17 protein-coding genes are annotated in these 19,332 nt (G+C 60.7%); 3 read left to right on the plus strand and 14 right to left on the minus strand.

Going from position 1 to position 19,332, the window contains the following annotated elements; all coding sequences use genetic code 11:
* Positions 1 to 79 precede the first annotated feature (79 nt).
* From AAC850_RS07320 to dapA, 10 genes are all read right to left on the minus strand, one after another.
* Entirely contained in the window at positions 80 to 904 is an 825-nt protein-coding gene (locus AAC850_RS07320) for a class I SAM-dependent methyltransferase (RefSeq protein WP_340588029.1), read from the minus strand.
* Positions 905 to 1,099: 195 nt separating this feature from the next.
* Positions 1,100 to 2,167, minus strand: coding sequence for a recombinase RecA (recA, locus tag AAC850_RS07325; protein ID WP_340588030.1), 1,068 nt, complete (start codon positions 2,165 to 2,167; stop codon positions 1,100 to 1,102).
* A gap of 144 nt (positions 2,168 to 2,311) precedes the next feature.
* A complete protein-coding gene (locus AAC850_RS07330; protein ID WP_340588031.1) occupies positions 2,312 to 3,910 on the minus strand; it encodes a DUF4139 domain-containing protein in 1,599 nt (532 codons plus the stop codon).
* A gap of 59 nt (positions 3,911 to 3,969) precedes the next feature.
* Positions 3,970 to 5,466, minus strand: coding sequence for a DUF4139 domain-containing protein (locus AAC850_RS07335; protein ID WP_340588032.1), 1,497 nt, complete (start codon positions 5,464 to 5,466; stop codon positions 3,970 to 3,972).
* Between the two features lie 70 nt (positions 5,467 to 5,536).
* On the minus strand, positions 5,537 to 7,999 hold the full coding sequence (locus AAC850_RS07340; RefSeq protein ID WP_422723181.1) for a response regulator: 2,463 nt from the start codon (positions 7,997 to 7,999) through the stop codon (positions 5,537 to 5,539).
* A complete protein-coding gene (locus tag AAC850_RS07345) occupies positions 7,996 to 8,517 on the minus strand; it encodes a DUF2062 domain-containing protein (RefSeq protein WP_340588034.1) in 522 nt (173 codons plus the stop codon). The genes AAC850_RS07340 and AAC850_RS07345 overlap by 4 nt, the downstream gene beginning before the upstream one ends.
* Before the next feature lie 169 nt (positions 8,518 to 8,686).
* Positions 8,687 to 9,169, minus strand: coding sequence for an SsrA-binding protein SmpB (gene smpB / locus AAC850_RS07350; protein WP_340588035.1), 483 nt, complete (start codon positions 9,167 to 9,169; stop codon positions 8,687 to 8,689).
* A gap of 95 nt (positions 9,170 to 9,264) precedes the next feature.
* Positions 9,265 to 9,696: a plastocyanin/azurin family copper-binding protein gene (locus AAC850_RS07355; protein ID WP_340588036.1), complete on the minus strand. Its 432-nt coding sequence runs from the start codon at positions 9,694 to 9,696 to the stop codon at positions 9,265 to 9,267.
* Positions 9,693 to 10,994 (minus strand): hypothetical protein, encoded by a 1,302-nt coding sequence (locus AAC850_RS07360; protein ID WP_340588037.1) that lies wholly within the window; start codon positions 10,992 to 10,994, stop codon positions 9,693 to 9,695. The genes AAC850_RS07355 and AAC850_RS07360 overlap by 4 nt, the downstream gene beginning before the upstream one ends.
* Positions 10,991 to 11,872, minus strand: a complete 882-nt coding sequence (gene dapA / locus AAC850_RS07365) for a 4-hydroxy-tetrahydrodipicolinate synthase (protein WP_340588038.1) — start codon at positions 11,870 to 11,872, stop codon at positions 10,991 to 10,993. Before dapA ends, AAC850_RS07360 begins: the two co-directional genes overlap by 4 nt.
* A 125-nt stretch (positions 11,873 to 11,997) precedes the next feature.
* On the opposite strand from dapA, the gene AAC850_RS07370 reads away from it, so the two are divergent.
* Both AAC850_RS07370 and greB read left to right on the plus strand, forming a co-directional pair.
* Positions 11,998 to 13,935, plus strand: coding sequence for a lytic transglycosylase domain-containing protein (locus AAC850_RS07370; RefSeq protein WP_340588039.1), 1,938 nt, complete (start codon positions 11,998 to 12,000; stop codon positions 13,933 to 13,935).
* A 21-nt stretch (positions 13,936 to 13,956) separates the two neighbouring features.
* On the plus strand, positions 13,957 to 14,442 hold the full coding sequence (greB, locus tag AAC850_RS07375; RefSeq protein WP_340588040.1) for a transcription elongation factor GreB: 486 nt from the start codon (positions 13,957 to 13,959) through the stop codon (positions 14,440 to 14,442).
* A 2-nt stretch (positions 14,443 to 14,444) separates the two neighbouring features.
* Here the strand turns inward: greB and AAC850_RS07380 are convergent, their stop codons facing one another.
* The 3 genes from AAC850_RS07380 to AAC850_RS07390 form a co-directional block, all read right to left on the minus strand.
* A complete protein-coding gene (locus AAC850_RS07380; protein ID WP_340588041.1) occupies positions 14,445 to 15,104 on the minus strand; it encodes a DUF4259 domain-containing protein in 660 nt (219 codons plus the stop codon).
* 59 nt (positions 15,105 to 15,163) lie between these two features.
* Complete coding sequence (locus AAC850_RS07385) at positions 15,164 to 16,855, minus strand: flotillin family protein (protein ID WP_422723182.1); 1,692 nt, start codon at positions 16,853 to 16,855, stop codon at positions 15,164 to 15,166.
* A gap of 131 nt (positions 16,856 to 16,986) precedes the next feature.
* Complete coding sequence (locus tag AAC850_RS07390) at positions 16,987 to 17,640, minus strand: YqiJ family protein (protein ID WP_340588043.1); 654 nt, start codon at positions 17,638 to 17,640, stop codon at positions 16,987 to 16,989.
* Between the two features lie 178 nt (positions 17,641 to 17,818).
* Between AAC850_RS07390 and AAC850_RS07395 the strand changes: the two genes are divergently transcribed.
* On the plus strand, positions 17,819 to 18,307 hold the full coding sequence (locus tag AAC850_RS07395) for an invasion associated locus B family protein (RefSeq protein WP_340588044.1): 489 nt from the start codon (positions 17,819 to 17,821) through the stop codon (positions 18,305 to 18,307).
* 61 nt (positions 18,308 to 18,368) lie between these two features.
* Here AAC850_RS07395 and AAC850_RS07400 read toward each other — a convergent pair whose 3' ends face one another.
* Complete coding sequence (locus AAC850_RS07400) at positions 18,369 to 19,058, minus strand: outer membrane protein (RefSeq protein ID WP_340588045.1); 690 nt, start codon at positions 19,056 to 19,058, stop codon at positions 18,369 to 18,371.
* Positions 19,059 to 19,332: the final 274 nt, after the last annotated feature.

Genomic DNA, 19,332 nt, shown 5'->3' on the forward strand with positions numbered 1-19,332 from the left:
GGAGTGCGAATTAGGCGCTGCGACGGACAGCTACAAGCGTAATGCTGCACTTACTGACATCGGTGTGTCCAAACCGCCATCAGGCCTTGCGCGCAGTAACGATCCATGTGGCGGCGGGAAAGGCAACAATATTCCCATGCATATGCCGTTCGGCGAGCGTGCGGACCCTGTCAAAGAAACGCTCACGCGCGTCCAAATCGAGCTCGGCTGCAATTCTTGCAGCAGGTCCAATACGAGAGAAATAGCTCACGGTGTCCTCGATCGCATCCTCCCCTGAGCCAACGATCATCGGGAAGTCGAACGGAGCGGCAGTAAATTGCTCCCAGCCACCATCCAAGAGAAGTTGCTCGACACGTACGATATCGGCGAAAGCGAATGGGCCCGGGGCGTGCGGATCGCCGTTCTCTGGCAATTCGGGCAGAAGTCGCAGTATTTCGGTAAACACCGGATTTTGCTGCAATTCCCGGAAGCACGAGAAAAGCATCCCGGCACCCTTGGCCGACTGGCTCGAAAGGTGGCCGAACGCGGCAACGGGGTCATCGAAGAACATCACCCCGTGACGCGAGACGATAAAATCCGGCGCAGTTGCAGGGTCGCAGTGCCATTTACTCGCATCCGCAAGCTTGAAAATCGCGTTTGGTAATCGTGACCCGCGTTCTTTCGCGACTTCGATGAGTCGGGGGGAGATATCGATCCCAGTAACGGTTGCATCATGGCGTCCACGCGCGATCGCGAGCGATAGCTCACCCGCGCCACAACCGACATCCAGAACCCTTGAGAAGGAAAAACCGCGCGTGCGGGCGAGCAGTTCTTCGGTCAGCTGGCCAAAACTACGGTCGGTGCGCCGCCACTCCTGCGCCCAACTGTCTCCCGTCTTGCCCTGCCATTCACTCGATTCGATCACGCCAGACTTTCCCCCGTGCATAGCGAGGCCCGTTCTTAGCAGCTTAAAGGTATGAAACCACAAAAAGCGAAGAAGCCGGCGGTGGTGGGAGAAATCTCTCCACCTCGCCGGCTCCGGTTTCGCAAGGCTGGGCTAATGTGGAGCACCTGGAGCAGTGTCCTGAAGGAGTAATCCCTCACCCCGCCTTCTTGAGGATCAGTCTTCGGGCTGCGCGTCCGGGCCCGTCATCATCTCCTCGGCGACCTCGTCGGTTTTGCCGCGAATAGCGGCCTCCAACTTGGCGCAAACTTCTGGGTTTTCCTTCAGGAATTTCTTCGCGTTTTCGCGGCCCTGGCCGATCCGCACACTGTCATAGCTGAACCATGAGCCGGACTTTTCGACGATATCGGCTTTCACGCCGAGATCGAGGATTTCGCCGATCTTGGAAATGCCTTCGCCGTACATGATGTCGAATTCGACCTGCTTGAACGGCGGAGCGACCTTGTTCTTCACCACTTTCACGCGGGTCGAGTTACCGATCACCTCGTCACGGTCCTTGATCTGTCCGGTGCGGCGGATGTCGAGACGAACAGAAGCGTAGAATTTCAAGGCGTTACCGCCGGTCGTGGTTTCGGGATTACCGTACATCACGCCGATTTTCATGCGCAGCTGGTTGATGAAGATCACCATGCATTTGGAACGATTGATCGAACCGGTGAGCTTGCGCAGCGACTGCGACATCAAACGGGCCTGGAGGCCAACGTGGCTGTCACCCATTTCGCCTTCGATTTCGGCGCGCGGCACGAGGGCCGCAACCGAATCGACCACCAGCACATCGATCGCGTTCGAACGCACCAGCGTATCGACGATTTCGAGCGCCTGCTCGCCGGTATCAGGCTGCGATACGATCAGTTCGTCGATATCGACGCCGAGCTTCTTGGCATAACCGGGATCGAGCGCATGTTCGGCGTCGACGAAGGCAACCGTTCCGCCGCCCTTTTGCGCCTCTGCAAGGACGTGCAGCGCCAGCGTGGTCTTGCCCGAGCTTTCCGGCCCGTAAACTTCAATCACACGGCCCTTGGGCAGGCCGCCGATACCAAGCGCGATATCAAGGCCGAGCGAGCCGGTCGAAATCGATTCGATCTCCATTGCTTCCTTGCTGCCCAGCTTCATGGCCGAGCCCTTGCCGAAAGCACGGTCTATCTGGGAGAGTGCGGCATCGAGTGCCTTCTGTCGGTCCACTGTGTTTTCCTTATCGACTAACTTCAAATTCGCACTCGCCATGACACGGCCTCCGTCAGTTCGCTAGGGGTCATCCCTTTTCATCAACTGACGCAGCTTGTACCCACTTTGTTCCATGAGAACAAGAGTGGAACGAAATTTTTGTTGGAAAGCAGTCTATGCGACGTGGAACAGCGCGCGCAACGCCTAGGCTTCAGCTTCGGCCATAGGCGGGCGAACCTGCCATTCTACGGTGCGAGAGGCGTTGGCGGGTACGGTCACTTCGATGATTCGCTGGCCGTTTCGCAAACTCTCACGCACGCCCCTGAATTGCCATTGCAAGGGATTGCCAAGGTTGAGGCGCACGCTCACGGGATGCGGATTGGCGTTGGTAAGGACAGCTTCCATTCCGGACCAGCGATCACCCGGATTCTTGCCTGTGCGATTGCCTTCCCATGTGCAGGTCACGAACACCTGGCTGCTCGCGCCAAGGGCCAGCTCGACATCCTGGCCCGAGGCATAATCGCGCAGGTTTTCTTCACCAACCAGCAATTCACCCAGCGCACTCCGCTCGAAGATCGCGACCGAGCCGGAAGGTAAGGCGACACCCAGCCCGTGATCATCGTCGTTCACCGTTTCCAGCAACAGGCGGGTCGGGCGTATGGCCGCCCGGCTCTGGCGCGGCTCACAATCGGCCTCGTACCGGAATTCTCCCTCCACCGCGTCTTCGCGCAGAAACATGACCTGCTTGAGGCCCTGCGCATTTACATCGACCGGCACCGGAATGCGGTAGAGCTTGAGATCGCCGAGATTCTCTTCGCCGGCTAGTACTGGCGGAGGAGGAGGAGGCGGTGGTGGAGGCGGAGGTGCCGACATGGCCATGACGGGTGATGCGCTTTCCATCCGATCCCTTCGCGCGCCGGTGACGACAATCATGTCATCTTCCGTCTCGAAAACAGGAATCGGCGAACCTGCAGCGGTGCTGCCGATCGGATAGCAGCTCAGTCGCAAGGGCTGTGCGGCAGGCGGTGCGGCCAGCCTGCGGAAATTGCTCACGATGTTGAGCGTGCCCGCCACCGCCATCAGTTCGGCATTGGCGAAGCTCTGGCCATTGTCGTTGAGGATCGTAAGCCAGCTCGTCAGGTCGAAGCGAATATCGTCGGCGTCGCGTCCATCGTGAACGGTGGCAACGTAATTCGCCTCCCAGTCAAAACCCCATGCGAGATAGGACAAGGTGACGGTGTAGGTGCCCCCGCTCGCGTCTGCCGTATCGATGGAAAACACCGGATTGGCCGAAAGACCATCGGGAATGCCGTCAAAGGTCAGCCGTTCAGGCAGGCCGGAACAGCGTACCGCCTCATATCCATCCTGCGTTTGCAGCACGAGACCGCCATCGGCGCGGGTGCGGACAATTGCATCTTCGCTGTCACTGTCCCCCGTTGCCGGATTCGTGCGGGTGATCGTGACGCGGTTGCCGAGCATCCCGTTCACCAAAGCCGCAGGGCTGAGCAATTCGGCGTTGCGATTCTTTTCGATCGTTCCGCCGGGAAGCCCGGTGACGATAGCCGACACGGCCACCATACCTTCCGCCACCCCGTCGAACCGAATCGTGGATTCGCCCGGCGGCAAGGTAACGGTGCGCGTTTCGCTGATCATCGCGAAGCCTTGCGGCCAATCGCGGTTCATCGGTTGTCCGGCGGAGCGGTAGGGGTTGCGGTAGACGGTGACGGCCAGTGCTTCCGGCGCGGAGGCTTCAACCGCTGCACGTTCCTGCGCTGTCGCCGGAGCGGCAAGCATCATGCTCACGCCCATGCTGGCTAAAAGCAATGAGGCCCGAAGAGTGGGAAGGCGCATCGCCCCGCCCCTCAATACCGCGATTCGTATGTCACCCGCACAACGCGCTCGCCATTGGCGGGCACGCGCACGCGATAGCGTCGGTTGCCGTAATTGATCTGTTCGCCTTCGACGTCTTCGGAGACAACGCGGAAGTCGCGGCCCCACCAGCCACGGTCGAGCCCGCCCTGCATTAGCTCCACCACTACCGCTTCAGGCTTCGCATTGGTGAAGGTGTAGCGCATCGTGGTGCGGTAGTAATCCACCGAACGATCGACCTCGACGGTGCGGGTCAACTCACCGTTCTCGTAGACGCGATAGCGCGCGCTGCGCTCATATTCAGCGGCGGTGATGACTTCGCGGTCCTCGACCTCGGCCTGCATGAACACGTCGAAAGCGTCGCCGGTGCGCAGGCTGAGCGTGCTGCCCATCGGCGTGTGGCCAATGTTGTTTTCGCCAATGAATTGCGGATTGCCCTGCGCATCGCGCTGATAAAAGCGAACCGTGCCTGCGGGAAGTGCATCGCCCAGCCCGCCTTGGCGGCTCGAGTTGAAGCTGATCGCACTACTTGCGGGACGGAAATCATCGTCGCTCTGCAGCCAGTTCACGCCGATCGAATAGATCCGCTGCGCGGCAACGCTCTGCACGTCGAGGAAGCTTACCTGCTTTGTCTGCGCATTGGCAATCGTGGTGCGCCCTTCGATCGGATAGAGATAGAAGTCACCCAGCCGTTCCCGATCCGCGGTTTCCATTCCTGGACGAACGAGATCGCGGCGCGGGCCGCCCCCGCCGTTGGGATTGCCCGCTACCAGGAGCGTGTCGGCATTGTGAAAAGTGGTGCCGGTGTTGTTGGTCAGCGTGACCCAGCCCTGCATGTCCACCGTCCCGCGCGCCTCGTTATACAGGGCAACATAGTCGGACGACCAGCCAAGGCCGGGCGTCAGATAGCGGATCGAGGCCGGGCGCGTGCCTGAACGGTTGGAGTTGAGCGTGACCGAAAGCGTTGGCCGCGCGCGCAAGTTTGGTGGCACACCGTCGAATATGACGCGCACCGGCAAGCCATCATCGCGCAGCACCTCTATCCTGTTACCGATCCGAACGACGACGCCGCCAGCGGTGGAGAGAACTTCGGCGCGCTCGCGCGTCTCGGTGCCTGTGGCGGGATTGGTGCGAACCAGCGTCACCGTTTGCCCGATAGCCTTTTCCATCAGCTTTTGCGGTGTGAGCAGGTCGAAGTCGAAGTTCTGCTCGACAATGGCGGTGCCATCGGCGTTGAAGCTGAGCGTTTGCGGGCGGATCTGCGCTGAAACATCGGGAAATTCGATGCGTGTGGTGCCGCGCGGAATGTTGAGCTGGCGGATATCCTGCACCAGCGCCTGGTTGTTCTGGTAGATCGTGACCGAAAGATCGCCCTGCGCAGTTTCCGAGGCGGAAGGTTCGCTTTGCTGGGCGGCTGCAGGAAGGGCAATTGCGGAGGCCGCCACAAGGCTCAAAATGGGCAGGCCGGCGGCGAAAAGGCGCTTGGTCATTGAATATCCCTCCCTGAAATCAATCCCCATGATATAAAGTATCACAGACTGTATGGCGGCTGAACGGCTTTCAGCGCTTCACCGATTGGCGTAGAACATCGCCCACTTTCTCGCCGATCTGCTTCACGCTGAACGGCTTGGCGACGAAATGCATGTTCTCGATATCGATCTCGCTGCGCAGCTGCTCCTCGGCATAGCCAGACATGAACAGGATCGGCAGCCGCGGGCGGGCCTTGCGAATTTCTTTCGCCATCGCTGGACCGTCCATGCTCGGCATGACGACATCGGTCAGCACCAGGTCGAAACGGTCGGGTTGCTTGGCAAATTCCTCCAGACCCTCGTCACCGTCCGAGGCGGTCACAATCGTGTAGCCTTGCCGCGCCAATGCGCGTTCGGCCACCGCGCGGACCATGTCCTCGTCCTCGACCAGCAGGATCGTGCCGCCGCCCGACCACTCGCGCACTTGCTCCTCGGCTTCGGCCTTCTTCAAGTCTTCCTCGGTCACTTGGTGGACAGGAAGGTAGATGGTGAAGCGCGCGCCCTTGATCTGCCCATCCGAGCCCTTGGCATTGCCCGCAAAGATGAAGCCACCGGACTGCTTGACGATGCCGTACACCGTAGAGAGCCCGAGTCCGGTGCCCTTGCCTTGCTCCTTGGTCGTGAAGAACGGCTCGAAAATCTTGGCCAGCACGTCCTGCGGGATGCCGCCACCGGTATCCTCTGCGATAAGCACCGTATAATCGCCCGCCGGGATGATTTCGCTGCCCATGCGGCGAATATCCTTCGCCTCGACCCTGCGCGTGGCGAAGGCGAGCGTTCCCGCAGCCACTTCGCCGCCACCGGCAGACTGGATCGCATCGCGGGCGTTTACTGCCAAATTGATGATGACCTGCTCCAACTGCCTCGGATCGGCGCGGACGGGGCCAAGATCGCGATCATGGCGAACCTTGAGCGTGATTTTCGCGCCGAGCAGGCGCTTGAGCAACTGGCTCACCTCGGAAAGGATATCCGGCAGCTGGATGACCTCGGGCTGCAGCGTCTGCTGGCGGCTGAAAGCGAGCAATTGCCGCGTCAGGCTGGCAGCACGGTTTGAATTGGCCTTTATCTGCTGGATGTCGTCATAATCGCTGTCACCCGGCGTATGGCGCAGCAGCATGAGGTCGCAATAGCCGATGATCGCGGTCAGCACGTTATTGAAGTCATGCGCAACGCCGCCTGCCAGCTGGCCAACCGCCTGCATCTTGGTGGCCTGCGCCACCTGTCGCTTAAGCCGCGCTTCTTCGGTCGTGTCGGCCAGGCTGAGCAGCACCGCCGCCTCGCCCAGTCCGCGCACACCGGCAAGGCCCATGCTGACGGGTTCATCGGGATCGCTACGCAGGCGTATGGCGATATCGCCCGAACTTGCCGGGCCCTTGCCGAACCGGCGAACAGCATCGGACATCGCCGCCTTGTCGCGAGCCACCACCACATCGCCCGGATAGGGCGGCAAATCGGTCTTTCCGATTCCGGCGGCACGGCGGAAAGCCGGGTTCGCATAGAGGAAATGCCCGTCTCGGTCGGTTGTCGCGAGACCGAGCGGTAACTGCTCGAGCAGTCCTTCGAGTTGCAAGGCCTGCCCCTTGGACTCGCCGCTCCAGCCGCCCAGCCCGATCCCGGCATCGATCAACAGCATCAAGGAAGGCGCTTCAGCCGCCGCCTTGCCGGGCACGGCTTCGCGCGCCGCTTCTTCAGGGTCGGATAGTGGCACCTGAACCAGCGTTTGCGGGCTGCCCTTCTTGCCTTCGCGCGCGAAATAGATGCGCTCGCGTTCGTCCGTGCGAAGCAGTTGGACAAATTCCTGCCCCGTCATGCGAGCACTTTCATCGCCGAACGCACGCCGCGCGAGCGCCGGGTTGCCTGCGCGGACGGTTCCATCCGGAGAAACCAGCGCGACCGCTATTCCCGCTGCGCCCAATACGCGACCAAACATTCCGGTTATGTGCTTGGCGATGGAGATGATCGGTTCGGCCCGAACGATGGGAGCAAAGCGCCAAACGAGATAATCGTCGGCGATCCCTGCCCGCACGGCGCTAGCCGTCCATGCGCGTTCCTCATCGGCGATGGTCACCTTTTCGCCCTTGCCATCGCGCCACACGGTACGTGCCAGACGGGCGAGTTGTTCTGCACTGGCGCCATCTACCGGCATTCGCGGCGGTCCATTGCTCGATCCGAACCACAGCTCGAAAGCGGAATTGGCGCAGACCAGCCGGTTCGCGCGATCGGTAATGGCGACAGCAAGATCGGGTTGCTCGATAGCGGCAACCGTAACAGCCCAGTCCGGCACATCGCTACGCTCTGCAACAGGCGAGGATCGCGGCACGCGCGCTGCGACGAATGCGACGAGGCCGAGCACCACAAGCCCGCCGGCATAGGCGAGCGTGGCCGTTCCATCTCCGGTGGCAAACTGCACCAGCGCGACGCTGGCAAGCACGGCGGCCGCCACGGCCAGACCGTCCACCACCCGCCGTGATTCTTGCAAACGCGCCAAATTCATTCGGCGGCTTCTATCACCTTCGCCCGGCCCGGTCGCCTAGTCCACTTGCGTGCAACCACAAACCTCCACAGGAAACTTGCCAGCAAATAGCCGATTCCGGCGGTGACCACAGACAGGACGACAAAACCGAAAGCGGTCACGCCCGCCGTCTCCAGCCACCAGCCGAATTGTACCCACCACCCCTGCTCCATCACCGCCTTGGCGGATCCGAAGGTTTCGGGATCGACTTTAAGGGTAAATCGCCCGACCTTGTTGGCCACGACCAGCCAGAATGGGACGGTGAACGGGTTGGTGACGAAGGTAATGACCGCTGCGACGGGCACATTGGCGCGAGCAGGCAGGGCAAGGAAGGCCGCAAGGAATATCTGACCTACGGGGATGATGAAGGCCGCAAACAGGCCCAAGGCGGCTCCACGAGGGACCGAACGACGCGTGAAGCGCCACAATTCGGACCGGCCGAAGCGGTGCGCAATAGGCGCAAGCCAGCGGTTGCGCTCCATTTCCGAACGCTTGGGCATTTTCGGCATCCGCGCCGAAAGCCATCTGATCGCCTTATTAACCATAGCCTCGCTTGCGCGCCCATACACCCACGGCGCCTGTACGTAAGGTGGTATTAGACGATCAGTTAACAACCGTCGCTTAATGGTGAATAGGAAAAAATCGACAGATCGCTACGGCGAGCTTCGCTCAGCCCTTTTCGCGCATCAGACGCGCCTTGTCGCGCTTCCAGTCGCGGTCCTTGATCGTGGCGCGCTTGTCATGCGCCTGCTTGCCCTTGGCGAGCGCCAGTTCGACCTTCGCGCGGCCCCGACCGTTGAAATAGACCGACAGCGGAACCAGCGTCATACCCTTGCGCTCCACTGCGCCCAGCATCTTGTCTATCTCACGGCTGTGAAGCAGCAGCTTGCGCGGACGCTTTGGCTCGTGATTGTTACGGTTGCCATGGCTGAACTCGGGGATGTTGGCGTTGACGAGAAAGACCTGCCCGTCCTTCACCTCGGCATAGCTTTCGGCGATCGAACCCTCACCTGCGCGCAAGGCTTTCACCTCGGTCCCCTGCAGCGCGATACCTGCCTCGAAGGTTTCCTCGATAAAGTAATTGTGCCGCGCCTTGCGGTTCTCGGCGACGACTTTCTGCTTGTCGAATGTTGCGGGTTTGGGACGAGCCATAAGGTGGGCGCATGTAGGTCGCTTTGCCGGAAAAGCCAATCTTTTGCGCCCGCGATCCGACCGGTGCCACGGCTTGGCGCCCGATTGGCGGAAACTTACCGCACCACGATCGAACCCGACATGCCCAGGACGGTATGACCGACATGGGTGCAGTCGACATCATAACCGCCGGCAGCCGGTATCAGCCGCAATTCCACGCTGGCACCGGGTGCGACCTCGACCAGCCCGTCGGCAATGACCGAGGCATCATAGTCGGCGATCTGCGATGCGGCGAAAAACCCCGGTGCCGAAAAATTGTGACCGCCGTTCGACACATTGGTCAGCACCAGCACCACCGGCCTGTCCGCCACGAAATGCAGCGTGCGCGGTTCGAAACTGAAGCTGTCGAGTTGCACCTCGACCCGCGGAGCTTCCGCAAAATTGCTCGATGCAGGCGCAATCCGCGGAGTGATCGTCTGCGGGATTGCGCAGGCAGACAGCGCCAGCAACAGGCCAAGCGCGCTCGCTTTGCTCCATTTGCTTATCACATCAAATCCTCCGGCAGGGTGGGTGTGTTGAGGATGCCGATAAATCGCTCCCACCGTGCATCCAGGTCATCGCCAGCTGCCTCAACTGCATTGCCAACTATCTCCTCGCCAAGCCCGTAATTGATCACATAGCTGCGATAAGTGTCGATGAAGCGCAGGCTTTGCTCGGCGCGTTCGCGGCTTTGCAGGCGGTAGCGCATGGACAGCTCGATCACCTCCTCGCGCTCCATCGTGCCGTCGAGATAGGCGGCGGCGAGCGTATAGTAAGCGCCCGAAAGATCGCCCGTCGCCTCGCGCAGTTCGTAATAGGCTTCGATGTCGCTTGCATCGAGACCTGCCAGCGGAGCGAGCACATCTCGCTCATATTCGAGTTGGCTATCACCCGGAAACGCCAGCTTCACGCCATATTCGGCGCTCCCTTCGGAGATAATCGCGCGCGGGCTGTAGAGCGGCAGCAGCGTGTATTCGATCTGGCCCATCGCGTTGACACGGTCGCGCTCGATCAGTGTCGAATAGACATGGTGACCGGGATAGGCCTCGTGGCAACCGACATCCACTGCGCGGTCGAGACGCGTGGGCAGGTCGGTGTTGATCTCGATCACCGAGTGATAATCGCCCTGGTAATAGTTGAATCCGCCCCACGGCTTGTCGGTGACGAGCGAAAGACTGAAGCTCTCGTTTTCGGGCAGGGGGATATGCGGCAAGGTACGCGCGCGACATTCGGCAACTGCAGCGTCGATCACCGTGCGCAAACGGTCGTTGGGGATTACGAAGCGATCGCGGAAAGCGTTCACGCGCTCATGCAGCGGGCCATCGCTTTCATCGCCGGGCACCAGTTCTTCGATCCGTTCGAGCACCGGGTCGAATGTGGCAAGGTCGATCAATTCCGGCCTGACGCCGAACAGGCCCTCAGCCTCGTCCTGGAACTTGATTTCTTCTCCGCGCAGCATCCGCAGGCGAACGCGCGCCGAATTGAGCATGGCGCGCAAGTAGCGAACCCGCTCGCCCTCCACGCTGCCCTCCGCGACGGGAAGCGAACGCAGGGTTGAATCAAGCGCGAATGTGCGCGCCTGCAGGATTGGGAGCGAAATATCGTCCTTCTGCGCCGCCGCCTGCGTCGCCAGCTCCTCCGGCCCGTAATAGGCGTCGACATATCCGGGGTCCTTCTCGCCGATGGCCAATTGCAACGCGAGATACTGCCGCGCGAGTTCGTCGAGCGACGGCGGCGGGACATTGGGCATGGTCGAGCAGGACGACAACGCGAGGGCAGCGGCGGCTGGAATTGTGAACCGTTTCACGAGCTTACTCCTGCGAGTTTCAACGCGTCATCCACTGCAGCCTTCGCCGCGTCCGAGCATTCGACTATCGGCAGGCGCACTTCGGGCGAGAACCAGTCGAACAGCTTGCTCAGCGCATATTTTGCAGGCGCTGGTGAAGCGTCGGCGAACATGGCTTTGTGCAGGGGATAAAGCTTTTCATTGATATCGCGGGCGATGGCGAAATCGCCCGAGGCGGCGGCGGCGTGGAAGTCGGCGCACAACTTCGGCACAACATTGGCGGTGACCGAAATGCAGCCGACCTGTCCCAGCGCATAGCCCGCCAGCACCAGCGGATCATCGCCCGAAAGCTGGCACAAATCAGGCGCACCCATGCGGTGGGTGACGACGCGCGACAGATCGCCGCTCGCATCCTTCAGCGCCACGATCTTGCCGGGAAAGCGGCGATGCAGTTCCACCACCGTCTCCGGCAGGATATCGGTCACGGTGCGCCCCGGCACATTATAGAGCACGATGGGCAATTCGGTCCGCTCGGCCAAATAGCTGAAATGCGCCAACAGCCCGGCTTGCGAGGGACGGTTATAATAGGGCGCGACCAGCAGCAGCGCGTCCGCGCCAGCAATCTGCGCTTCCTTGGCGTGCCACAGCGCGGTCTGCGTATCGTTGGAGCCTGCGCCCGCGATCACCTTGACCCGGCCAGCCGCCTGTTCGGCACAAACGGCGATGACCTTGTGGTGCTCGTCATTGTCGAGCGTGGCGCTCTCGCCCGTGGTGCCGCATGGCACCAGCGCGCTCGTACCGTTGTCGATTTGCCAGTCGATAAACCTGCGATAGGCGTCCTCGTCGAACGACCCGTCGCGGAACGGAGTCGCCAGAGCCGGAATCGAACCTGAGAACATTGTCGTCTCTCCCGCGTTGTGTTTGATATAAGGGCCGATATTCTTCGTCCCTGCCAAAAAATTTCCCCCGTGGAGGAATAATGTATTCAGCGCCTGATAAGGAGAGCCTTGCCATAAAGTCCAGCATGGTTCGACTTCAACTGCTCACAGCACTCGCCGCGACCACCGCTTTGGTCGTCCCCGCCGCCGTTTCCGCACAGGAGGCCCGCGACTGGGATAACGCCCGCGCCAGCCTCGTGGCTGAAGGTCCGGGGCGCATGGCTCCGCGAATCGCGCAGTGGGAGCGTTTGTGGGCAGACAGTCAGGCGCAATTGCCATTCACGACCTACGCCAGCTTCCTGATCCAGAACCCCGGCTTCCCCGACGAGACGACCCTGCGCGCCCGTGCAGAGCGGCGTTTGCGTGAGGAATTCACCGATCCCGCGCTGCTGTTGCAGTTCTTCGAGGGGCAGGACCCGGTCACCAATTACGCCAAGGCGCATTATGCGCTCGCGTTGATGGGTCCGGACCGCGCTGCATCACAGCGTTGGGCGCTGGAGGCATGGCGTGGCGGCGAGATGAGCCCGACCGCAGAAGCGGCGCTTTTCGCCACCTACGGCAGCCAGTTCAGCCAGGCTGACCACGACCAGCGCATGGACGCGCTTTTGTGGCAGCGTGAACCCGATGCCGCCGCTCGCCAGCTGGCGCGCGTCTCGCCCGAAAAGCGTGCCGTGTTCATGGCGAGATTGGCGATCCTGCAAGGCGGCGACGGAGCGACTGCTGCTGCCGGAGCTACCGCCGATCCGGGCTATCTCTACAATCGCAGCCGCGAATTGCGGCAGGAAGGCAACGCAAACGCAGCTGTGCGCATGATTGTGGACGGACCGCAGCTTTCTGCCCTTCCTTTCGACCGTACTTTGTGGATCGAAGAACTGCTCGCCGTGGGCCGCGCTGCCAGCCGCCCCGATACGCCGCGCGTTGCTGCGCGTGCGCTCGAAGCCTTCGCTCCGGGCGAAGATATTTCGGGCATGGCTTACAAGCTGCGCGACGATTACACTTCGCTGATGTGGGCAGGCGGCACGAACGCGCTGTGGCATCTGCGCGATGGCCGTTCCGCCGCACCTTTGTTTTACCAGTATGGCGCTGCCGCACGCACCAGCCAGACCCGTTCAAAGGGCTTTTTCTGGGCGGGCGAGGCTTATCGCCAGGCAGGCATGAGCGCCGAGGCAACGCGTCATTACGAAATGGCCGCGCAATATCATGACCGCTTCTACGGACTGCTCGCGCTTGAACGGCTGGGCCGCGAATTGCCACCCTACCCCGCAGCACCCGAAGGGGCTCCGACCCCCGAAGAGCGGCAGGCCTTCCTTGCATCGCCGTTGACGCAAGCGACCGCCGAAGTTGCCCGTGATGCGCCTTGGTCGACCGGTATCCGCTTCTATCGCGCCATCGCCGACCGGGCCGAGACCATGGGCGAACACCTCCTCGTCGCCGAGCTTGCCCGCGAAATCGGGCGGCGTGACCTGGCGGTAAACCTGTCGGATGCCGCAGCGGCTGACGGTCATGAAGGCTTCACCCGCATCGGATACCCGACGCTGCAAACCCCTGCCGGAAGCAACTGGACGATGATCCACGCACTCGCACGGCAGGAAAGCCAGTTTGCCGAGAACGCCATCAGCCATGCTGGCGCGCGCGGGATCATGCAGTTCATGCCCGCCACTGCGGCAGAAGAAGCCCGCCGTGCTGGCGTGCAGTATTCTGCCAGCGCGCTGATCAATGATCCGCAATATGCCATGCGGCTGGGCAGCAATCATATCGAGCGGCTGATTTCCTATTACGACGGCAGCTACCCACTCGCCATCGCGGCCTACAATGCCGGCCCCGGCAATGTGAACCGCTGGCTGCGCGAGAACGGCGACCCTCGCCAGACAGGCGACTGGCTGCGCTGGATCGAGGAAATCGGATTCTTCGAAACAAAGAACTACGTCCAGCGCGTGGTGGAAAATGCGGTTGTCTACGAAGCACTCTATCCCGAGCGCGCCAGTATGCGCCGCAGCCGCGATGTAAGCGATTTCCTGCGGTAAGTCCAAGCAGGGACAAGTTCCGTGACCGACAACACCAGCCCCATCACCCCAGCGGGTCTTGCCGCGCTCAAGGCGCGCTATGACCATCTGCTCGGCACCGAGCGGCCCGAAATCACCGAGATCGTCAGCTGGGCGGCGGGCAATGGCGATCGCAGCGAGAATGGCGGCTATCTCTACGGCCGCAAGCGTATGCGCGAAATCGACCGTGAGCTGAATTACCTCGCCAAGGTCATGAAGCACGCCAAGGTCGTCGATCCGCGCCACCAGCCGGACAAGAGCCGCGTGTTTTTCGGCGCGACAGTGACTATCGCCGACGAGGACGACGAGGAACGCACACTCACCATCGTGGGCGACAAGGAACAGGATGCGAGCAATGGCCGCGTGGGCTGGTCAAGCCCCATCGCGAGGGCCCTGCGCGGTGCGGAGGTTAGTGATCTTCGCAACGTGAAGTTGCCCGGCGGCGAAAAAGAATGGGAAGTGCTGGCTATCGTCTATCCAGACGAATGAGATCACTCCGCATCCCGCTCGGCGTCCCGCTTCTTCAGGAAATGATCGAGCAATTCGTCATCGAAATCCCAGGTCTGCATCATGTGTCGGGGATGAAGCGCGGCGTTGAGGCATTGAAGATGCACCCAACCGCCCATCTTCATTGCCGAGATTTCATCATCGTTCACAGTGATATCGATCATATGGAATGCGCCCTCGCCCATCGGCTTGTCACAGAACATGCAAGCTGATGGGTTGGACTGCGGCTTCTTCTTGCGCTTGGCGGGCTTCTTGCGCTTCACCGCTGGCTTGTTGAGCCGCTCAAGCAAATCGGTGACTGCGCGGTTCCATTCGCCCGAACCTTCCTCCACCCACAACTCGAGGAGTTCGCCGCGGCTCATGACAGCGGAGAGGTTGTTGCGAGCCGTGTCATAGAGGCCGATACTGCATTTGCCGAAGCGATCCACCTTGGCGGCCAGATCATCGGGCATGCCCGGTGATCGGTGTCCGCGCATGGCGGCTACGCTTTCGGCGGCAACGATTACGCGCGACGCGGTATCGGCATCGATTTCTTCAGCACCTTCGGCGACGAACGCACTTTCGACATCCGCCAATGTCTGGATTTCGGATGCGAAGTCCAACGCAGTGTCGTTTTCGAAGGATGCTGCTCCCCAAGCGCCCATAAAAAACCTCCCGGACATTTGCTTGCCCGGGAGGTCCTAACATCTGGCAAAGTCGCGGACTACTCCGCTGCTTTGCTACCCTCTTCATCATTGTCCTCGTCGCTCTCGGCTTTCTTCTCAAACAGACTGCGAGCGGTGACTTCATCGGTCAATTCCAGCCCCGCAGCAGGCTGTGTGTCGACCTGGCCCTCGGCGGCACCCTTTACCAGGTCGCCGAGCGAGGAACCGTTGAGGCCCAGTTCTTTCATCAGGCCATCGAGCACCGGTGCCTGCGCACGGTAGGCCAGCGCTGCGGCCACAGCGTCATTGGCGAGGTTTCCCGATCCGCCACCGCCGCCATTGGCCGAAGTGGCCCCCGGAGCACCAGAACGCTGCGTCAGCCCGTCAACCTGCACGATCTTGATCGAGTCGATTGCTTCCATCGGCTTGGCGCTTTCGCGGATAGCTTCGGGCAGCACTTCGAGCAGTGCCAGCTTGGTCTGGAGCGAGACCTGCTCCATCGAGAGGATGTTGGCAGCCTCGTTGATCGCGCGCTGACCGGCAGCCTCGACCTCAAAGCTCACCCGCGCAGCTTCGGCGCGCAGCTTCTCGGCTTCGGCTTCACCCTCGGCCTCACGGCGCAGGGCCTCGGCACGGTTGGCGGCAGCGTCACGCTCGGCTTCGGCTTCCACTTTGATACCGATAGCATCGCGTTCCGCCTGCTTGGCAGCTTCGATCAATTCGATCTTCTTCTGACGTTCAGCGATTTCGCTTTCACGCGCCGTGGCAACACGTTCCTCGGCTTCGACAGCCTTGGCTCGGGCCGCGTCGGCTTCGGCCTTGGCCTGGCTTTCTTCGCGCGACTTGTTCTGGACAGCGATCTGCTGTTCCTGCCGGGCGATTTCGAGAGCGCGCACCTGGTCGATGCGGGCCTCTTCCACCAGCCGGTCAGCCTCGATCTGCTGAGCATCGACCTGCTTCTTTGCCTCGATCCGCGCAGCATCGGCTTCGCGCTGGCGCTCTGCCTGTTCGCGGGCGATCTCGGACATCTGTGAAGCGCGACGCACCTCGACTTCACGTTCCTGGCCCAGGCGCGCATATTCCTTGTCACGGCCGATTTCGAACGACTTGGTGTCGGCCTCGAGATTCTTGGTCTCCATCTGCACGCGCGTATCCTGCTCGATATCGTTGCGCAGTTTTTTGCGCGCTTCGATCTGCTCGGTCAGCTTGGTCAGGCCTTCGGCGTCGAAAGCGTTGTTGGCGTTGAAATGTTCGATGCTGGTCTGGTCGAGACCGGTCAGCGAGACCGATTCCAGTTCCAGGCCGTTCATGGCGAGGTCGTTGGACGATACCTGCTGCACCTTCTGGACGAAATCGGCGCGTTGCTCGTGCAACTCGTTCATGGTCATGCCGGCCGCAACCGAGCGGAGCGCGTCGACGAACTTGCCTTCGACAAGATCCTTCAGCGCTTCAGGCTGCATGGTCCGCTGGCCAAGCGTCTGCGCCGCCATCGCAATGGCCTCGCTATCGGGCTTCACGCGGACGTAGAATTCCGCTTTCACGTCGATCCGCAGCCGGTCGAGCGTAATCAGCGCCTCGGCATCGCGGCGCACAACTGCCAGCACCAGCGTGTTCATGTTGACGGGCATGGTTTCGTGAAAAATCGGGAATACCAGCGCACCGCCGTTCATCACAACTTTCTCACCACCCACACCAGTTCGCACGAATGCGATTTCCTTGGATGCCCGGCGGTAAAGCTTGATGAGGAACATGAGGAATACGAGGACGAGGAAAATACCCCCGACGATTCCGATGAAGCCAATATCGAACAGACTATCCATTTCTTCTCCTTGTTGTTAAACTGTTATTCGGCCAGCGCGCTGCTATTTCGTTGAGGGAATTCCTATTCCACAGAGGACAGCTTGCGATCAGCCAAGGGCACGCCAAAGAAGGTCTGGCCTTCGCGGCGCACCAGCAAAACCTGGTCTCCGGCTGGGATGACACTGGCATCCTCATGCGGCTCCACCATGACATAATGCGCCATGCCGAAGCGGTCGCGCACCTTGGTGCGAGCAGGGGAGCCCTTCTTCGCCTTGCCATCGGTGACCATGCCGCGCTTGCCGACCAGACTATCGAGCCGGACGGCAGAGGTTTCATCCTGAGGCATGATCCGGCCCAGCGGTCGCACCAGCGTTGCGGTGACGGGGATGCTCGTTCCGCCGGCAATCAGTGCTGCCAGCCAGGAATAGAGCGGTGATCCGGTCAATTCGCCGGCAAAGTCCTGCACGCTCATGCCGATCAGGGCGAAGAGGAACAGGAAGACCATCAGCCAGACGAAAAACGGCACCTTGCCAAGGCCCAGCAGCGTTGTGAGCGCACCGCCCAGCCCGGCACTTGTCGGATCGGCGATGTGCGCATCCGCATCAACGTCAATATCGAAATCGACGTCGCCTCCAAAATCGAAGTCACCAAGCCCGATTACCTGCAAAGCCCCGAGCAAAAGCATCACCCCCAGCGCAATGGCAAAGGGCAAGTTATAATCTGCAAACAGGCTCATCTCTCTCCTCGCCGCCCGCAATTAAGCAGGTGACGCCTTTCTATTATCGGGTTTTCATGGAGAACCCCCTCCGTCCTCATTCATATGGCATAAATGTGCAGAAAACGCCAGAAAAACCGGAATTTTCCGGTACGATTTCAGGTTTTGGCTCCTGCTCCGCTTGTGCCTATATAGTGGTATGCTCCGCCGCGCCCTGCCCCTGCTCCTGTTGATTGTTTCAAGTCCGGTCTGGGCGCGTGACAGCCTCGGCGTGTTTGACGATTGGGGCGCGTTTCGCGATTCCGAAGTCCCGCGTTGCTATGCAATTGCGGCGGCGGAAACGCGCAATAGCCGGCGCGACTTCGAAGCTTATGCGAGCGTCGGCACATGGCCCCGGCGCAACATCCGCTCGCAACTGCATTTTCGGCTCGGGCGACGCCTCGCCGATAATCCGCGTGTGCGCTTGTCGATTGGTGGCGCGCGCTTCGACCTGACCGACGAAGACGGCGATGCATGGGCGAGCGATGCTCGCGCCGATCGGGAAATCGTTACTGCCATGCGCGCTGCAGGCCGCATGACGATAACCGCAACGGATGATCGCGGAAACAGGTTTTCAGACAGCTACAGCCTGAATGGTGCGGCTTCTGCAATCGACGCGGCAAATCTGGGATGCGCCGATAGCAGATAGCAAACGGGCCGGAAGATCTCTCCCGGCCCGCAGCATTTCTAGTTGTTCAGATCAATTCAGATCAGAAGCGTAAGCCGAAGCCTACAGCAACCTGGTGACGATCCAGATCGGCGTCAAAGCGACCGCTCTCGCCGGTGTCATCTTCGAAGAAATCGTTGTCCTGGAAATCGAATTCACCTTCCGAATAGTTGGAGTAGCGGTACTCCAGCTTCACGAAGCTGTTCTGCGACAGTGCGTATTCGGCACCGGCACCGACACGGAAACCGTCGAGGTCAAGGTCGGTCTCGATCTCGTTCGTGCCGTCATCGGCCATCATGTCGAAACGTGCATTGGTGTAACCACCCTTCACGTAAAGCAGCGTGTTGGGGTTCGCGAGGAAACCTGCGCGAGCGCCAAGATAAAGATCGCGGCCCGTTTCAAGGCGAGCACCGAAGCCAAGGTCCTCAAGGTCGCCATCGTTGATCTCGGTTTCGGCGGTGGAATCGGTCAATTCCGCTTCCGCACCGATGACAAAATTGTCGCTGACGGCAACATCGTAACCGATGCCGACACCGTACATGAAGCCGTCGATGGACTGGTCGTCCTCGTCGTTCAGGTCATTGTCGACGTCGCTGCCAGCCTTGCTGATATCGTATCCACCCACAACTTCTACGCGGGGGCCTGTGAAAGGCGAGTTGTCTTGCGCAGCCGCCGGGACCGCAATTGCGGTGGCCGAAGCCGTGGCGAGGATAAGTGTGATAGTCTTTTTCATGGTAACTCCATTGGTATTAAGCGCGGGCAAGCTGCCCGAGCGGCAAGGACACAATGGTGCAGGTGCGAAGTCGTTTCATTAACCTCACACTACAGCAATAATGTTGCAAAACAGTCACATATTGTTGCGCTGACCTGTTGGTCCGACGCGATAAATGTTGGAACACTTTTCGATTTGCGCTCACCCCGGATGGTGATCAGGTCAGCCTACCTCAGGATTCGCCCGGTCGATCATCGAGATTGCCATGATCCGCATTCTGCCGCAAAAATGGGGC

Source organism: Erythrobacter alti (assembly GCF_037996805.1).
Classification (GTDB): domain Bacteria; phylum Pseudomonadota; class Alphaproteobacteria; order Sphingomonadales; family Sphingomonadaceae; genus Alteraurantiacibacter; species Alteraurantiacibacter alti.